Below are 16,434 nucleotides of genomic sequence, written 5' to 3'. Positions count from 1 at the left end.
ACCTAACCCCTAACATCTAAACCCTAAACCCTGAAATGTTGACTTTAACAATGAAAATCTTCTCTAAACCAAGAGCAATCATTTTTAAGTACACACAATAAAGTGTATTTAAATGTGATTGTCTAGGTGGCTATAGAGAGAGGGAAACGCCTGGCCCCATTCCGAACCCAGAAGCTAAGCCTCTCATCGCTGATAATACTGCATCTTTCAGGTGTGGAAATGTAGGTCGCTGCCTAGTTGATCATTTCTTCTTTTATTGACAATCGATTAAAATTATTAAAATACAATCAATGGTAAAGCGTGATAATCTGATTATTATAATATAATTTTGCAGTAAAATCCCAACTCTTTTTTTGAGTTAGAATTTTTATAAATTATATTAATTTAGCTTCTCTTTTTCCTTCTTTAATTTCACCAATTAAATAACCGTCACATTTAGCAAGAACAGTATCAACATCTTCTTCTTTGACAACCAAAATCATACCGATACCCATATTAAATGCTCTATACATTTCATCTGTATCTACATATTGTGACATTAGTTCAAAAATTGGTAAAACTCTTATGTCATCTTTTCTTATTTCAGCTCTTAAATTTTCCGGTAATACACGAGGCAAGTTCTCAACTATTCCTCCCCCGGTTATATGGGCAAGAGCAACAATTTTATTTTTTAGCTCTTTAAATGTTTTTACATATATTTTTGTAGGTTCTAGGAGGGTTTCGATAAGTGGTTTTCCATCAAAATCATCATTAAAATTTAGATTCATTTTTTCAAAAAGAACTTTTCTTGCTAAAGAAAATCCGTTTGAATGCAAACCTGAACTTGGAAGTGCTATCAACTTATGTCCTGCTTTTACAAGAGAAACTCTATCCATTTCACTTTTTTCTGCAACACCTACTGCAAAACCTGCTAAATCATAATCATCATGAGAGTACATACCCGGCATTTCTGCTGTTTCTCCACCAATTAACGCACACTCACTTCTTCTACATCCCTCAGCAATTCCGGCAACAACATTTGTTGCAGTAGCTACATCAAGTTTTCCTGTTGCGTAGTAATCTAAAAAGAAAGAGGGAGTACCGAAATTGCAGATAAGATCGTTTGCGCACATGGCAACTAAATCAATTCCGACAGTGTTATGTATACCTGAGTCAATAGCAAGTTTTAGTTTTGTTCCAACTCCGTCAGTTGCTGCAAGCATTACCGGCTCTTTGAAGCCGCTAGGAAGTTCAAATGCTCCTGCAAAAGAGCCAATTCCACCAAGAACACCTGGAATTTTTGTTGATTTTACTAAGGGTTTGATATTTTCTACAAAACTATTGCCGGCATCTATGTCAACACCGGCATCTTTATAGCTCATTTGGCTCATTTTTGGCTCCAATATTAAAATATGAAATTATATCTAATGAGAGTTAAAGCCAGAGTTAATTTATTTAATAGAGCATTTTTTAGTAATAATGCAAAGCGGGCAGAAATTTACAATTCCTGCAATAAGGGGAATAACTCCTAAATAAAACCAAGCGTTACCCGTAAATAAACCTACTGCTATTAGAGTTAAACCGACTATTATTCTGATAACTCTACAATTTTTTCTTATTTTGTCATAATTCATATAATTTGAATCCTTAATTGTTTTAATATTAAGATATTATTATATTTATACAAACAAATAATTGACTTAAAGTTATCTATTATTTAAACTTTTTAAAGCTTTTTAATGCAAATATGCTAAAATCGCACTAAAACAAACTAGGAATTATAAATATGAGAGATTTTATATATGCGGAGATGATGGTACATGTGCCTGTTTGTACCTCTAAAGAAGCAGAGGATATTTTAATTATAAGTGATAATGCAGAGAAGTTGTCTGCTGAAGCAGCAAGACACAGTGAAGCTAATTTAAAAGTGATCAACTGTTCACTTAATGAAATAAGTGCTTTAGACAATAAGAGTTACGATGTAATAATATCTGAAATGCCTAGTGACGAAATATTTTTTTCTCAAGTAAACCGAGTTTTAAAAGATGATGGACAATTCGTAACTACTCATCCATCTCTGGATGATGTTGAATCAAATAAAAAATTAATGATTATCCTAGCAAAATATTTTAAAATAATTATGCCATATAATATAGGAGATAGTTCAACTGTGCTCTTTTGTTCGAAAGAGTATCATCCGACTGCAGATATAAATCTTCAAAGAGCAGATATGATTGACGGATTGAATTATTACAATAGTGATATTCACTATGCTGCTTTTGCGATGGGTAACTATATTCGCAAAGAGTATTTAGGGTTTATTAAAAACTAATGGCTTTTCGTTATGCTATAGCACTTACAGGAGGGATTGCCACGGGAAAGAGTACTGTTGCATCTCTGCTTGCCCTTAATGGAATGAGGGTTATAGATGCAGATAGTATATCTCATGAGATTTTAGATGCTTCAAGTGAATGGGTGAGAAAAACTTTTGGGGATGAATTTGTAAATGATTCAAAAGCAGATCGAGCAAAACTTGGTAAGTTGATCTTTTCTGATAAAGAGGCAAAAAAAAAGTTAGAAGAGTTTTTGCATCCAAAGATAAGAGCTGAGATAGAGCGAAGAAGCAAGAAGCAGGACAGTTTTAAATTTCCATATCTTATAGATATTCCTCTTTTTTTTGAAAATGGCGGATATGATATAAAAGATAGTGTTGTTGTTTATGCCCCGCCTAAAATTCAACTTGAGAGATTTATGAAAAGAAACGGCTACTCCAAGGAGGAGTCGCTTAGACGAATAGAATCTCAGATGGATATAGAAGAGAAGAGAAAAAGAGCAACTTGGGTTATAGACAACTCAAAAGATTTAAAGCATCTTCAGCGTGAGTGCGAAGAGTTTGTTGAGAAGATAAAAGCCAAATATCTGGAGAAAAAATGATAGTTTCAAAATATAGCGCAAGTGGAAATGACTTTGTGATTTTTCATACTTTTGTAAAAAAGAACAGAAGTGAACTGGCGAAAAAACTTTGTCATAGACAAGAGGGAGTAGGGGCTGATGGCTTAATTGTTTTGATTCCAAAAAGTTCATTAGATAATGATTATGATTTTGAATGGCAATTTTACAACTCTGACGGGAGTGAAGCAGAGATGTGCGGAAACGGCTCAAGAGCATGCGCTCACTACGCATTTGCAAATGAGCTTGCTCCTGGTAAAATGAGTTTTTTAACGGTTGCTGGAGTTATAAATGCAGAGGTTGAGGCATCTAACGCAAAGGGCGGAATGGTTTTGAGTGAGCTGACTCCTCCTCAAATCTTAGAGACAAATATAGAGCATAACGGCAAAAGATGGTTCAAGTTAAATACCGGAGTGCCGCATCTTGTGCATATTTGCGATGATATAGAATTCTTTGATATAGCAGAGGCAAGAGAGCTAAGAAAAAAACATAATGCAAATATAAATATAGTTTTTGTAGATGGCAAAAATCTGCGTGTGAGAACATACGAACGCGGTGTGGAGGATGAAACTTTTGCATGCGGAACGGGAATGGCGGCATCTTTTTATATTGCTTATAAAGAGGGGTTAGTGTCAAATAACATCAAGGTCTATCCAAAAAGCGGCGAGACTCTTTATCTCGGTGTAAATGAGAGAAGTATTACTTTTAAGGGTGAAGTAAAAAAAATTTTTGTAACAGAAATTTAAAAACAGACAGGTTCTGTTTTTAAATAATTTAGAGTCCGGCTGCCTCGACGATTTTAGCTTGATGGTCTGCAATAAGCGGCTCTATTATTTCATCAAGAAGTCCGCCGTGCATAATTTCACTTAGTCTATAGAGAGTTAAGCCGATTCTATGATCAGAGATGCGATTTTGCGGGTAGTTGTATGTTCTAATTCGCCCACTTCTATCTCCCGTTCCAACTTGAGCAGAACGGTTTGCACTGTCTTTTGCAAGTGCTTCTTGCATTTCAAGGTCATAAAGTCTCGCTTTTAAAACTTTCATCGCTTTTTCTCTGTTTTTGTGCTGCGACTTCTGGTCTTGGTTTGTTACGACCAAGCCAGTCGGCAAGTGGGTTATCCTAACGGCAGAGTCTGTCGTGTTGACACTTTGTCCGCCGCACCCGCTTGATCGCATAACATCAATTTTAAGATCATTTTCGTTTATTTGCACTTCCACATCTTCTACCTCAGGCATAACCGCAACAGTAATTGCCGAGGTATGTACACGACCTTGTGATTCTGTTGCCGGGACACGCTGAACACGATGTGTTCCGCCTTCATATTTCAATCTGCTATAAACCTGATCACCTTTTATAAGCGCAATTACCTCTTTAAATCCGCCTGCATCAGATGGAGATGAGCTTAAAAGTTCAATCTTCCATCCTTTAAGATCAGCATAGCGGGTGTATGCTTCAAAAAGATCACCAACGAAGATAGCCGCTTCATCACCGCCTGCTCCAGCGCGAAGTTCAACAATAATATTTCTATCATCATTTGGGTCTTTCGGAAGAAGCAGAAGTTTTATGTCGTTTTCAAGTTGAGGAATTTTTGGCTCAAGTGATTTAAGCTCCTCTTTTGCCATCTCAAACATATCCGAATCGCCAAGCATAGCTTTTGCATCTGCAATTTCAGCAAGTACACTCTTGTACTCTCTTGCTTTTTCAACTATTGGTAAAAGTGAAGATTGTTCTTTTGAGAGAGCGGTCATTCTTTTGATATCAGAGGTTATGTCAGGAGAACTTAGCAGTTCGCCAAGCTCTTCATAACGATTGATAAACGGGGTAAGTTTATCGGCTAACATTTATAGTGTTAACCTTATAGTGCGTTTACAGCTCTGTGTAGACGACTAATCTTTCTAGCAGCAGTCTCTTTTTTTAAGACACCTTTGCTTACAAATTTTTGAATTTGTTTGTTTGCTACTGTCATTGCCGATGTAGCTTCTTCTTTGTTACCTGCTGTTACTGCAGAACGAACATCTTTTACAATGTTTTTAAGACGAGTTCTGTAAAAACGATTACGCTCAGAACGAACGATTGTTTGGCGAATTCTCTTAATTGATGACTTGTGATTTGCCATGCATGAGTCCTTCTCATAAAAATTTAGTGCAGAATGTTAGCTTAAATATAATTAAAATTAAGTTAAAGCCAAGGTAAATGAGAAAAATTTAAACATTATTCTTTAAATATGTTAAAATACAGCACTTAAAAATTATGGAAATGGCATGAAATTATTTGGAACAGATGGTGTAAGAGGTGAAGCCGGTACTTTTTTAACAGCAGAACTTGCAATGAGAGTGGCAATGGCTGCAGGGATTTATTTTAAGGCACACTCTAAAACCAATAAAATTTTAGTTGGAAAAGATACGCGCAGAAGCGGGTATATGATAGAAAATGCAATAGTTAGCGGACTTACAGCTATTGGATATGATGTGATTCAAATTGGGCCAATGCCTACTCCTGCAATTGCATATATTACAGAAAATATGCGTTGTGATGCGGGAATAATGATTAGTGCATCTCATAACTCCTTTGAAGACAATGGAATTAAATTTTTTGATGGTAATGGAGACAAACTTTCCAATAATGCTGAAAGAGAGATAGAGAAAATATATTTTAACAATGAATTGATTCAAGATGCGCAGGTTAGTGGTAAAAATATAGGTAAAGCTAAAAGAATTGATGATGTTATAGGCCGTTATATAGTGCAGCTTAAGAACTCGTTTCCAATGGATCTTTCTCTTAAAAACATACGCATAGTTCTTGATACTGCAAATGGAGCAGGATATGTAGTCGGGCCAACTGTTTTAGAAGAGTTGGGTGCCGAGGTTATAGTTTTGCATAACACTCCTGACGGTTTTAATATAAACAATGGATGCGGAGCACTTCATACGAAAGAACTTTGTGAAAATGTGGTTAAATACAGGGCAGATTTAGGAATAGCTCTTGATGGTGATGCAGACAGAGTTGTAATAGTTGATGAAAATGGCGAAGTTGTAGATGGAGATCAGCTTCTTGGTGCTCTTGGAGTGTATATGAAAGAGAGCGGCACTTTAAAAGGCGATGGCATTGTCTCAACTGTTATGAGTAATAAGGGATTAGATGACTTTATGGCTGAAAAAGGGTTGAAACTATTTCGTTCAGATGTTGGTGATAAAAATGTTTTAGAGCTGATGAAAAAAGAGAAGATCAATTTTGGAGGGGAGCAGAGCGGTCATGTTATTATAAGCGATTTTGCAAAAACGGGAGATGGTTTAGTCTCTTCACTGCAAGTACTTGCTCTCTTGTTAAAAACAAAACAAAAAGCATCTGTCGCTCTTAGGCCTTTTAAACTTTATCCTCAAAAATTGGTAAATATAAATGTAAAAGTTAAAAAACCGCTTCAGGATATAGAAGGTCTTGATGAAAAGTTAAAAGAGCTTGATGCTCAAGAAATTTATCATCTGGTACGATACTCAGGAACAGAGAATAAACTTAGAGTGCTTTTAGAATCCAAAGATGCTAAAAAAATGAATTTATATATGCAAAATATGGTGCAATTTTTCCAAAAAGCTTTAAATGCATAGTAAAATTATTCGTCTTATAACAATACTTTTTTTTACAACGGTTGGAATTTTTGTAATAGACCAAAATATTAAGTCACTTTTTTTAGATGGTTTGAGGTATTACGGCGAGTGTATTGATTTGATTTTGGTTTATAATAAAGGTGTGGCATTTTCAATGTTCGCTTTTTTAGATGAATGGCTAAAATATATCCAGCTGGTGTTAATTTTGGGCATACTAATTTATATTGTTTATTTAAGAGAGGTTTGTTATGCTTTTCCGGCGGGATTGTTGCTTGGCGGTGCATTTTCAAATATATATGACCGCTTTATTCACGGCGGTGTCGTTGATATGGTCTATTGGCATTGCGGATTTGATTTTGCAGTTTTTAATTTTGCCGATGTAATGATAGATGTTGCTGTTGTTTGGATATTGTTTCTTAACTTAAAACCCAAGTTTTGTAAAAACTGACTTAAAGATAGATAAAAGCAGATTTAGGATATTATTGCTAAAAATATATAGTTATAAACTTAATAATAAAGGAAATTGATGAAAATCAAAGTAAATAAGATAAATAGCGCTAATGCTGAAATCGAAGCAGAGATTTCTAAAGAGACAATTAACTCAAAGTTAGAAAAAATAGCTAAAGAGTTAACAAAAACTGCATCTGTTCAAGGTTTTCGTAAAGGGAAGGTACCTGTAGCTGTTGTGAAAAAACAGTATGGAGAGCGTCTTATTCAAGATGCAGAATCAGAAGCATTGCGTGATGTCTTAAACAGAGGGCTTGATGAACTAGAAGTTGCAATGAGTGCTTTAATCGGTGAACCAAATATTTCTAAATTTAACAAAAGCGATGATAAAATTGAAGCAACTGTTAAAGTTGCAATGAGACCACAAATAAATTTAGAAAACTACATTGAAATGGTTGAAGAGTTTGACAAGCCTGTTATTACTGATAAAGAGGTTGACGAAAGAATTGAAAAAATTGCTGACTCTCAAGCAAAATTTGTTGATTTAAAGAGAAAAAGAGCAGCAAAAGATGGCGACAGTGTAACTATCGATTTTGAAGGTTCAATTGACGGAGAGCTTTTTGAAGGCGGAGCAGCAAAAGAGTTTGCTTTAGTGCTTGGTTCAGGTCAATTTATTCCAGGCTTTGAAGATCAGATAATCGGAATGAAAATTGGCGAAGAGAAAGTTGTAAAAGTCACTTTCCCTGAAAATTATGGTTCTGACAAATTAGCAGGTAAAGATGCTGAGTTTAAAGTTACACTTCATAATATTCAAGAAAAAGAAAAAGTCGAAATTGATGATGCATTTGCTGAAAAACTTCTTGCAGGACAAGATGATAAAAGTTTGGAGAATTTAAAAGCTCAAGTAAAAGCTCAATTAGAAAATGAAGCAATTGGAAAACTATATAATGATGAGTTGAAACCTGCACTATTAGAGACATTTGTAGCTAATATCAATTTTGATTTGCCGCAGTTTGTTGTTGATCAGGAAATTGATGTTGCGCTTAATAAAAAAGCAGGCACAATGAGCGAAGATGAGATTAAAGAGCTTCGTGAAGACGCGGCCAAATTAGAGGCACTTCGTGAAAGTTTCCGTGAAGAGGCAGAGAGAAGTGTAAAAGCTACTTTTATTATTGATGCACTAGCAACTGCTGAAAATATAAAAGTTGACGAAAATGAAGTTATGCAGATTGTTTATTATGAAGCAATGCAAATGGGGCAAGATCCTAAAGAGGCATATGATAAATATAAAGAAGCTGGTTATCTGCCTGCTATTCAAATGTCAATGGTTGAGGATAAAGTACTTTCACAAATTCTTAACTCTAAAATGAAAGAAGTTTAGTAAAAATGAGTTATGTTCCTTATGTAGTTGAAAAAACAGCGCGCGGTGAGCGTTCTTATGATATCTATTCTCGTCTTTTAAAAGATAGAATCATTATGTTAAGCGGAGAGGTTAATGATGCAGTTGCCTCTTCTATCGTAGCGCAGATGCTTTTTCTAGAAGCAGAAGATCCGGAAAAGGATATCTACTTCTATATAAATTCTCCAGGCGGAGTTGTAACCGCCGGTATGGCTATATATGACACAATGAATTATATCCATCCAGATGTAGCTACTATTTGTGTTGGTCAAGCTGCATCAATGGGAGCATTTTTGCTCTCAAGCGGAACAAAGGGTAAAAGATATGCACTTCCGCATGCCAGAATAATGATACATCAGCCCTTGGGTGGAGCGCAGGGTCAAGCGACTGATATAGCTATTCAAGCAAAGGAAATTCTTCGTATGAAAGAGGAATTAAATACTATTTTGGCAAAAAATAGCGGTCAAAGTATCGAAAAAATAGAGAAAGATACAGATAGAGATAATTTTATGAGTGCGGCTGAATGTAAAAACTATGGGATTATTGACGAAGTTTTAGTACAAAAAAACAAAAAATAGATAACATAAGGAGTTGTCGTGTCAGGAACATTTAGAAGTGAAATAGATTCTAATGTTACAGATCCAGAGACATATTCAGAAACAAAAAACAGTATAATAATAGAATCTGAGTATGATTTGGGCGTATATTCAAAAGAAGTTTTAGCAATCTTAATAAAAAATGATATACCTCCAACTCCTAATAATTTTTCAATATATTTTGATAAACTTTTAAAAAAAAAGAGTCAAACTCTTCGTGATCATATTATTTCTATACTTGAGTTTGAAGAGAACACTAAAGATGAAGAGAGTGTTTTAGCAGAGCAGAGTTTAAAAGAAGGTTTTTTGTTAATGAAAAATATTCTTAGTGCCACTGCAAATTTATATAAAAATATATTTTTTATGACAAAAATACTTACAAAAAGAAAACAAGAGCTTGAAGAATGTTCAAATATCCAAGAAACAAAAAGTGTTTTATTATCTTTAGAATCAGACATTTCAAAATTAACTGTTATTTTGAAAAAACGCGGTAGTAGTATAAAAAGTGTATATAATAATAGTATAGAAATTTTAAAAAATATTCAAAGCAATACAAAATTTCATGATAAATATGGTATTTATAACAAACGGTATTTAATAACAAAAATAGAGCAAGAGATAGAACTTGTGCGCAAATTCAAATATAAAAGTTCTCTTATTATGACTGAAGCAATTTATGAGCTTGGAGATGTAAACAATGATAAAGCTGTTGTATTGTTAAGAAAAACAGTTGCACGACTTCTCTTTAAAACATCAAAAAGAAATGATATAGTTGCTTATTATGAAAATGATCTGTTTGTAATGCTTTTAAAACATACAGATATTGAGGGTGCAAAACAAGCTAGCAAAAGAATTTATGACTTGGTTTCAAATAGTAGTTTTCTCTTAGCAGATCGTGAAATAAAACTAAAAATTTCTATAGGAATTACAAACATTACTGAAAATAATTCAGTAGAAGAGATTATCTCCAGTGCAAAGAACGGAATTAAAAAAGTATATGAAAATCCTGATTTAGATTTTGCAGTTTTACTTAGAAATAGTTAATAGTGAGTATAAAAAATGAAGTTAAAAATAGTAGAGTATCCGGACAGAAAGTTAAAAGAGAAATCTGAAATAGTTAAACAGTTTGATAAAGAGTTGCACAAACTGCTTGATGCAATGTATGAGATGATGATCAAATCAAACGGTATCGGCCTTGCAGCAATTCAAGTTGGATATGCAAAACAAGCTCTTCTTTTAAATCTTCCTGATGAAAATGATGAACAATCTATAGATAATTTAATTGAGATGATAAATCCAACAATTATCAAAACAAGCGGAGAGACAACTTATCAAGAGGGATGTTTAAGTGTTCCCAGTTTTTACGAAGATGTAGATAGATATGAGAGTGTAACGGTTAATTATCAAGATAGATATGGGAATAAAAAAACTTTAGATGCAGATGGGTTGCTTAGTATCGCTATTCAGCATGAAATAGATCATTTAAAAGGCATTTTATTTATTGACAAACTCTCATATTCTCGCAGAAAAAAATTTGAAAAAGAGTATAAAAAAATGCAAAAAGAGAAAAAACCTTCTAAAAAATAAGATTTCACATGACACATTGTCATATTTTTTCACATTTAAAAATTATAAGAGTAAAATAGTACCAACTTAATAAAGGTTGGCATTATGAAGATGGTCTCTTGTGCTACATACGAAGGCATTGAAGCAAAAGTTGTGCATGTTGAATCTACTCTTACAAAAGGTTTGCCATCTTTTAGTGTAGTTGGGATGGCTAGTGCTTCTATAAATGAAGCAAAGGAGCGTGTTAAATCTGCACTTCTTAGCAATGAATTTACATTTCCTCCAAAGCGCATTACAATAAACCTTGCTCCAAGTGATGTTAAGAAAGAGGGAAGCCAGTTTGATCTAAGTATCGCACTATTAATCGCACTTGATTATATTGAGGATGATTTTAGTGAGTGGTTTGTTTTTGGAGAACTCGGTCTTGATGGCGTTGTCAAGGAAAATATACAGCTTTATCCTCTTCTGCTCTCACTTGCAAATCAAAAAATTATAAAAAAAGCGGTTGTTCCTTATGAGAGTTTGGAGAAGCTTTCTAACATACCAAAAATTGAGTTTTATGGAGTAAAAACACTCAATGAAGCTATAGAACTTTTAAAAAATCCAAACAATGCAGTGCCAAATATTATTTATAAAAAAATAGAGTATCCAAGTTATACAATAAATGATAAAGAGTACTATTTTTATGATAACTATATTGAAGATTTTTTAGATGTAAAGGGTCAAGAGGTTGCCAAAAGAGCAGCATTGATAAGTGCTGCCGGATTTCATAACTTGCTTTTAGAAGGTAGTCCGGGTTGTGGAAAAAGCATGATCGCACAAAGGCTTCGCTATATTTTGCCTCCACTTAGCAGTGATGAAATTTTAGATATCGCAAAACTTGATGCGCTTGAAGCAAAAGAACCTAATTTTAAACCGCTTAGAAGCTATAGAGCTCCTCATCACTCATCTACAACTGCAAGTATATTTGGCGGCGGAAGCAGCAGGGCTAAAATTGGTGAAGTGGGGCTGGCACATAGAGGTTTGCTTTTTTTTGATGAGCTGCCTCACTTTCAAAAGAGCGTCTTGGAGGCACTTCGTGAGCCTTTGCAGGATAATAAAATAAGAGTATCGAGAGTAAATGCAAAAGTAGAGTATCCAAGCGATTTTTTATTTGTAAGCGCTATGAACCCGTGTCCATGCGGTAATCTTTTAAATAATCAAAAAGAGTGCAGGTGCAGTGAATTAGAGATACAGAGATATAAAAACAGGCTCTCAGATCCATTTTTGGATAGAATAGATATATGTGTTGTTATGCAGCACTCTAATGTAAATGACAGGGCGAGTATAAGTTCAAAAGAGATGCATAAACAAGTTATTGAAGTTCATAAACGAGTAAAACTGAGAGGACAGGAACATTTTAATGCAAAATTAAGTGATGCTCAAATAGAGAAATATTGTATTTTAAATGCTGAGGCAAAAGAGATTTTAGATATAGCTGTTACGCGTTTTGCTCTCTCTTTTAGGAGTATTAAAAAGATTCAGAAAGTTTCACTTACTATTGCTGATTTAGAGGGAAGCGATATAATAGATAAAAACCATATTTTGGAGGCGTTAAGTTACAGAAAAAGAGGATAGAGAGAGTTGAAATTTCTCTATCCTTATTGGGTGAATTTAAAATTCATCTTCAGATTTTAAAATACCCTGTATCTCTACATTTAATTTTACAATTTCGCTTACAACAACGCCACCTGCTTCTAATGCTTGATTCCATGTAATATCATAATCTCTTCTGTCAATCTCTCCGCTAAGGCTTAATCCTGCTCTTTGTTTGCCCCATGGATCTGTGATAGTTCCTCCAAAATCATAGTCAAGAACAACATCTTTCGTTGTATTTTTTATAGTAAGTTTTCCATAGGCTTTATCGCCTTTTACTTTATCTAGAATAAAAGTTACTTTTGGAAATTGCTCTGCATTAAAAATCTCAGCTGATTTAAGATGTGCATCTCTTTTTGCAATATTTGTATTAATAGAGTTAACATCCATCTCACCTTTTAATGCAACAAGATTGTTTTTTTCATCAAGCTCAAAGTTACCATCAAACTTTTGAAATTCTCCATTTACAGTGCTTATCATCATATGCTTTACCGAAAAACCTACATTTGTATGAGAAGCGTCAATACTATAAACACCTCCAAATAGTGTGCTCGCACCAAGCAGTAATAATACAATTAGTAATTGCAATTTTTTCATCTTTTCATCCTTTTCTTGTATTTGAAATATTATAGTATTAAATAGCTCTAAGAGGCTATTAACTTTATCAATTAATATTGTTTTTTAAGTAAAATAACAAAAAATTATACATTATAATATGTTGCATTTGGATGATATACCACTAAAGCAGATGTTGACTGCTCGGGGTGGATTTGAAATGTTTCACTCAGCTCGATTCCGAACTCTTCAGGTTTTAAAAGATTGAAAAGAGGGCGGTTTAGTTCAAGGTCAGGACATGCAGCATATCCAAATGAGTATCTAGAACCCTGGTATCTGTTCATCTGCACATCGCTTAGTTTGTTTCCCTCACCTTTAGATATATTTAAATCTAGCCGTATTTGTTTATGAGCTATCTCTGCCAATGCTTCTGCAAGCTCAACTCCAAGTCCATGAAACTGATAATATTCTGTATAGCTTCCTTTATCATAAATTTCTCGTTCGATTTCGCTTAGTTTTGATCCCGCGCTTACACATGTAAATGCTACAACATCATGTCTGTCTCTGTGAAAAAAATCACTTAGCGCACGATGAGGTTCTTTGGATTGTCTAGGAAAAGTGAACTCCTCTATCGCTCTGCCTATTACTTTATCTAACGGTTCATGATTTATCTCATCTTCTGAGTTATATCCTTCGCTTGAGTCAAAAATTAAAAGGGTGTTGTCATCGCTTCTGCATGGCCAGTATCCGTAAAGAATGGTTGGTTCAAAAAGCTTCTCTTCAATAAATCTTTTTTTAAGTTTCTCATATGCTGGCCAAACAATCTCATTAAGCTGTTTTTGGTATGCCTCTTTTGTCATTCCTTTTGAGCTGTAACCCCAGCGAGATTTAAAAAGAAGCTTATGGTTGATCCACTCAAATGCCATTTCAATTTGATGAGGAGCAAGTTTTAGCTCTCTTCTGCCCCAAAACGGCGGAGTAGGCACTTCAACATCTCGAGAAGGCATCTTCAGCTTCTCAAACGGGGGAATAACTATCTCCTCTTTGACCTTTACGACCTTCTCTTCGCTCTCTTTGCCGTGCAGGTCGGTATCAAAATTTCCAGCCTCGATGCGGCTCATGGAGGTTACGCCGTCAAACGCATCTTTGCAGTAAAAGATTGGACCGTCATAGAAAGGGCGGCAAAAATCATCTATGAAAGAGCGGGTAAGTGCGGCACCGCCAAGCAGGACAGGGATCTTTATCCCTTCTCTCTGGAGCGCTTCAAGATTCTCTTTCATCACCTGTGTCGATTTGACCAAAAGACCGCTCATCCCGATAGCATCGGCATTTGACTCTTTAAGGGTTTTAACAAAATCGTCAAGTTCTACTTTTATCCCTAAGTTTATGACTTTATAACCGTTGTTTGAGAGGATGATATCGACAAGATTTTTACCTACATCGTGAACATCGCCTTTAACCGTTCCTAGGATTAGCGTCGTGTCTACTTTTTTGTCAATTTTTGGCAGGTATGGATTGAGATAATCGACCGTTTTCTTCATAGTCTCGGCACTCTGAAGAACAAACGGCAGCTGCATTTGCCCCGAGCCAAAGAGCTCTCCTACCACTTTCATAGCGTTAATGAGTATCTCGTTTACGATTTTTTCGGGTGCGATCTTATGGCGTACCTCTTCAACAAGCGGAATCATCCTCTCTTTATCGCCGTCCATAAGAAGCTTAGCGATCTTCTCCTCATCGCTCATAGCAAGATATGTCTCATCAACTGCCTGATTGTCAACCGCCTCTTTTGTGCTGAAGTGTTCTATAAATTCAAAAAGAGCCGCAGAGTTGGGCTTGCGGTTAAAGATAAGGTTGTCACAAATCTCCTGATCCTCTTTTGAGATCTTGTTAATCGGAATAATGTGTTGTACATTTATAATAACGCTTGTAAGCCCTGCCTCGATGCAGTGGTGCAAAAACATAGAGTTGAGGTATGGACGCGCATCTTTGTCAAGTCCGAAGGAGATGTTTGAGAGTCCTAAAATTGCTCCGACTTCAGGGTGCCTTTTACGCAGCTCGCGTATCGCTTCGATTGTGTTTATCCCGGCATTCACATACTCTTCGTCACCGCTTCCAAGTGTAAATGTTAGGAGGTCAAATACCAGATTTTCGGCTCTTATGCCGTGCTTTTTGGTGGCAAGCTCATAGATGCGCTCTGCGACTTCAAGCTTACGCTCAACCGTTTTTGCCATTCCCTGCTCATCAATGGTAAGACAAACAAGCGCGGCACCAAATTTTTTAGCCAAAGAACAGACCGCATCAAACTTCTCTATGCCGTCTTCAAGATTTACGGAGTTAATGATAGGTTTTCCTCCTATAAGCTTTAGAGCTTCTTCAAGTGCTGCCGTCTGCGTGGAGTCCGGCATAAGAGGAAGTGCTATCTTTTGAGCATAAAGGCTCATTACGCGGTTCATATCTTTTGTTTCATCACGCCCAGCAAACCCTACACTTACATCTAAAACATGCGCGCCGACTCTTACTTGCTGCTGCGCAACACTAAGTGTGCCTTCATAATCCTCTGCCAAAAGAAGTTCTCTAAATGCTTTGGAACCCGTTGCATTGCTTCTCTCGCCGACAAGCAGCACAGATGACTCTTGTGTAAGCGAAACAGTGTTAAAGAGTGAAGCAAGAGCATTCTCTTGAGCCCCAGAGGGCTCTTTTGGTGTTATGCTTGAGACTCTGTTCACAAGGGCGCGGATGTGTTGAGGTGTCGTTCCGCAGCAGCCGCCTAAAAAACTGACACCGTCGTAGCTTAAGAACTTCTCCTGCTTGTCTGCAAACTCATCGGGACCCATCGGGTAGTATGTGTACCCTCCACGGTTTTGAGGAAGTCCTGCATTTGCGTGAACGCTTATGGGTTTATGCCACAGTTCGCTTAGCGTCTTAATATGTTTTTCTACCTGTTCAGGCCCTGTACCACAGTTAAATCCAAGCGAGATAATGTCAAAAGGCTCTAGTATGGTTGCAATTGTAGCGGCGTCAGTTCCTATCAGCATCGTCCCGCTTAACTCAATGGTAACCGAGACCATGATCGGGATCTCCACCTCTCTTTGTCTGCATGCCTCTTGGCACGCATGAAGAGCGGCTTTTATCTGAAGCGGGTCTTGGCAGGTCTCAAGCAAGAAAACATCTACTCCGCCGTCAATCAAAGCCAGACAAAACTCTGTATACCCCTCGTACATCTCATCATAAGTAATATGTCCTAGTGATGGGAGTTTTGTGCCCGGTCCGATAGAGCCCAGAACAAATCTCGGGTGCTTGGGAGTACTGAACTTTGCACACTCTTTTTTGACAAGCTCCGCACCGGCACGGGTGAGCTCATAGGCTCGATTTCCGATACCGTACTCATCCAAAACCCATGAAAATGAACCGAAGGTGTTTGTCGTGATAAGGTCTGCGCCCGCTGTTAGATAGGCGTGAAAAATTTCGCTCAAAACTTCAGGGCATGTGACATTTAGAAGTTCGTTGCACCCTTCGTTGCCCTCCCAAGACTCTTTTGGGATCTTTTCATCACGCTGTTGAAGCTGTGTACCCATCGCCCCGTCAATGATAAGAGGCCTATTTTTTATAGTTTTTAAGATATACTCTTTTGTTGTCATGTTATCGCCATAATATATAAATTGGCTAAATTTTATCAAAATTGAGCATAAACGACACTTTTAAAAA

At 36.2% G+C, this 16,434-nt stretch carries 16 protein-coding genes and 1 rRNA gene; 11 read left to right on the top strand and 6 right to left on the bottom strand.

All coding sequences use genetic code 11. From position 1 onward, the window contains the following. Positions 1 to 122: 122 nt before the first annotated feature. Positions 123 to 238: ribosomal RNA gene (gene rrf / locus FJR47_RS09405) — 5S ribosomal RNA — on the top strand. Positions 239 to 374: 136 nt separating this feature from the next. Here the strand turns inward: rrf and purM are convergent. Together purM and FJR47_RS09395 are read right to left on the bottom strand one after the other, a co-directional pair. After that, a complete protein-coding gene (gene purM / locus FJR47_RS09400; protein ID WP_152300185.1) occupies positions 375 to 1,370 on the bottom strand; it encodes a phosphoribosylformylglycinamidine cyclo-ligase in 996 nt (331 codons plus the stop codon). Positions 1,371 to 1,430: 60 nt separating this feature from the next. Beyond that, positions 1,431 to 1,613 carry a YgaP family membrane protein gene (locus FJR47_RS09395; protein WP_152300184.1) on the bottom strand — a complete coding sequence of 61 codons (183 nt, stop codon included), beginning with the start codon at positions 1,611 to 1,613 and terminating at the stop codon, positions 1,431 to 1,433. A gap of 152 nt (positions 1,614 to 1,765) precedes the next feature. Here FJR47_RS09395 and FJR47_RS09390 point away from each other — a divergent pair, with 152 nt between their 5' ends. The 3 genes from FJR47_RS09390 to dapF are packed head-to-tail and all read left to right on the top strand — an operon-like array spanning position 1,766 to position 3,674. Next, positions 1,766 to 2,311, top strand: a complete 546-nt coding sequence (locus FJR47_RS09390) for a class I SAM-dependent methyltransferase (RefSeq protein ID WP_152300183.1) — start codon at positions 1,766 to 1,768, stop codon at positions 2,309 to 2,311. Beyond that, the gene (gene coaE / locus FJR47_RS09385; protein ID WP_152300182.1) at positions 2,311 to 2,913 is read left to right on the top strand and encodes a dephospho-CoA kinase; all 603 of its coding nucleotides are present in this window, start codon (positions 2,311 to 2,313) and stop codon (positions 2,911 to 2,913) included. The genes FJR47_RS09390 and coaE overlap by 1 nt, the downstream gene beginning before the upstream one ends. Then, positions 2,910 to 3,674, top strand: coding sequence for a diaminopimelate epimerase (gene dapF, locus FJR47_RS09380; RefSeq protein WP_152300181.1), 765 nt, complete (start codon positions 2,910 to 2,912; stop codon positions 3,672 to 3,674). Before coaE ends, dapF begins: the two co-directional genes overlap by 4 nt. 28 nt (positions 3,675 to 3,702) lie before the next feature. Here the strand turns inward: dapF and prfA are convergent, their stop codons facing one another. Beyond that, positions 3,703 to 4,770, bottom strand: coding sequence for a peptide chain release factor 1 (prfA, locus tag FJR47_RS09375; RefSeq protein WP_152300180.1), 1,068 nt, complete (start codon positions 4,768 to 4,770; stop codon positions 3,703 to 3,705). Between the two features lie 14 nt (positions 4,771 to 4,784). Then, complete coding sequence (gene rpsT / locus FJR47_RS09370; protein WP_152300179.1) at positions 4,785 to 5,045, bottom strand: 30S ribosomal protein S20; 261 nt, start codon at positions 5,043 to 5,045, stop codon at positions 4,785 to 4,787. Between the two features lie 145 nt (positions 5,046 to 5,190). On the opposite strand from rpsT, the gene glmM reads away from it, so the two are divergent. From glmM to FJR47_RS09335, 7 genes are all read left to right on the top strand, one after another. Beyond that, positions 5,191 to 6,531, top strand: coding sequence for a phosphoglucosamine mutase (gene glmM, locus FJR47_RS09365; protein ID WP_152300178.1), 1,341 nt, complete (start codon positions 5,191 to 5,193; stop codon positions 6,529 to 6,531). Then, positions 6,524 to 6,979, top strand: a complete 456-nt coding sequence (lspA, locus tag FJR47_RS09360) for a signal peptidase II (RefSeq protein WP_152300177.1) — start codon at positions 6,524 to 6,526, stop codon at positions 6,977 to 6,979. Before glmM ends, lspA begins: the two co-directional genes overlap by 8 nt. A 78-nt stretch (positions 6,980 to 7,057) precedes the next feature. After that, positions 7,058 to 8,359, top strand: a complete 1,302-nt coding sequence (gene tig, locus FJR47_RS09355; RefSeq protein WP_152300176.1) for a trigger factor — start codon at positions 7,058 to 7,060, stop codon at positions 8,357 to 8,359. 5 nt (positions 8,360 to 8,364) lie between these two features. Further along, positions 8,365 to 8,955: an ATP-dependent Clp endopeptidase proteolytic subunit ClpP gene (gene clpP / locus FJR47_RS09350; protein WP_152300175.1), complete on the top strand. Its 591-nt coding sequence runs from the start codon at positions 8,365 to 8,367 to the stop codon at positions 8,953 to 8,955. 18 nt (positions 8,956 to 8,973) lie between these two features. After that, the gene (locus tag FJR47_RS09345; protein ID WP_152300174.1) at positions 8,974 to 10,017 is read left to right on the top strand and encodes a diguanylate cyclase domain-containing protein; all 1,044 of its coding nucleotides are present in this window, start codon (positions 8,974 to 8,976) and stop codon (positions 10,015 to 10,017) included. Positions 10,018 to 10,032: 15 nt separating this feature from the next. After that, positions 10,033 to 10,560 (top strand): peptide deformylase, encoded by a 528-nt coding sequence (def, locus tag FJR47_RS09340; protein ID WP_152300173.1) that lies wholly within the window; start codon positions 10,033 to 10,035, stop codon positions 10,558 to 10,560. An 81-nt stretch (positions 10,561 to 10,641) separates the two neighbouring features. Further along, complete coding sequence (locus FJR47_RS09335; protein ID WP_188093770.1) at positions 10,642 to 12,156, top strand: YifB family Mg chelatase-like AAA ATPase; 1,515 nt, start codon at positions 10,642 to 10,644, stop codon at positions 12,154 to 12,156. 36 nt (positions 12,157 to 12,192) lie between these two features. Here FJR47_RS09335 and FJR47_RS09330 read toward each other — a convergent pair whose 3' ends face one another. Both FJR47_RS09330 and metH read right to left on the bottom strand, forming a co-directional pair. After that, entirely contained in the window at positions 12,193 to 12,771 is a 579-nt protein-coding gene (locus FJR47_RS09330) for a YceI family protein (protein WP_152300171.1), read from the bottom strand. Positions 12,772 to 12,875: 104 nt separating this feature from the next. After that, positions 12,876 to 16,367 (bottom strand): methionine synthase, encoded by a 3,492-nt coding sequence (gene metH / locus FJR47_RS09325; protein ID WP_152300170.1) that lies wholly within the window; start codon positions 16,365 to 16,367, stop codon positions 12,876 to 12,878. Between the last annotated feature and the right edge of the window lie 67 nt (positions 16,368 to 16,434).

Source organism: Sulfurimonas xiamenensis (genome assembly GCF_009258045.1).
Classification (GTDB): Bacteria; Campylobacterota; Campylobacteria; order Campylobacterales; family Sulfurimonadaceae; genus Sulfurimonas; species Sulfurimonas xiamenensis.
The sequence above is the reverse complement of the archived record's forward strand: the minus strand, read 5'-3'. Positions and strand labels throughout refer to the sequence as shown.

Excerpts from the sequence above, each read along its gene's own strand:
- purM (WP_152300185.1), bottom strand. The coding sequence starts at position 1,370 with ATGAGCCAAATGAGCTATAAAGATGCCGGTGTTGACATAGATGCCGGC.
- lspA (WP_152300177.1), top strand. The coding sequence starts at position 6,524 with ATGCATAGTAAAATTATTCGTCTTATAACAATACTTTTTTTTACAACG.
- def (WP_152300173.1), top strand. The coding sequence starts at position 10,033 with ATGAAGTTAAAAATAGTAGAGTATCCGGACAGAAAGTTAAAAGAGAAA.
- clpP (WP_152300175.1), top strand. The coding sequence starts at position 8,365 with ATGAGTTATGTTCCTTATGTAGTTGAAAAAACAGCGCGCGGTGAGCGT.
- glmM (WP_152300178.1), top strand. The coding sequence starts at position 5,191 with ATGAAATTATTTGGAACAGATGGTGTAAGAGGTGAAGCCGGTACTTTT.
- prfA (WP_152300180.1), bottom strand. The coding sequence starts at position 4,770 with ATGTTAGCCGATAAACTTACCCCGTTTATCAATCGTTATGAAGAGCTT.
- rpsT (WP_152300179.1), bottom strand. The coding sequence starts at position 5,045 with ATGGCAAATCACAAGTCATCAATTAAGAGAATTCGCCAAACAATCGTT.
- dapF (WP_152300181.1), top strand. The coding sequence starts at position 2,910 with ATGATAGTTTCAAAATATAGCGCAAGTGGAAATGACTTTGTGATTTTT.
- tig (WP_152300176.1), top strand. The coding sequence starts at position 7,058 with ATGAAAATCAAAGTAAATAAGATAAATAGCGCTAATGCTGAAATCGAA.
- metH (WP_152300170.1), bottom strand. The coding sequence starts at position 16,367 with ATGACAACAAAAGAGTATATCTTAAAAACTATAAAAAATAGGCCTCTT.
- FJR47_RS09390 (WP_152300183.1), top strand. The coding sequence starts at position 1,766 with ATGAGAGATTTTATATATGCGGAGATGATGGTACATGTGCCTGTTTGT.
- FJR47_RS09395 (WP_152300184.1), bottom strand. The coding sequence starts at position 1,613 with ATGAATTATGACAAAATAAGAAAAAATTGTAGAGTTATCAGAATAATA.
- FJR47_RS09330 (WP_152300171.1), bottom strand. The coding sequence starts at position 12,771 with ATGAAAAAATTGCAATTACTAATTGTATTATTACTGCTTGGTGCGAGC.
- coaE (WP_152300182.1), top strand. The coding sequence starts at position 2,311 with ATGGCTTTTCGTTATGCTATAGCACTTACAGGAGGGATTGCCACGGGA.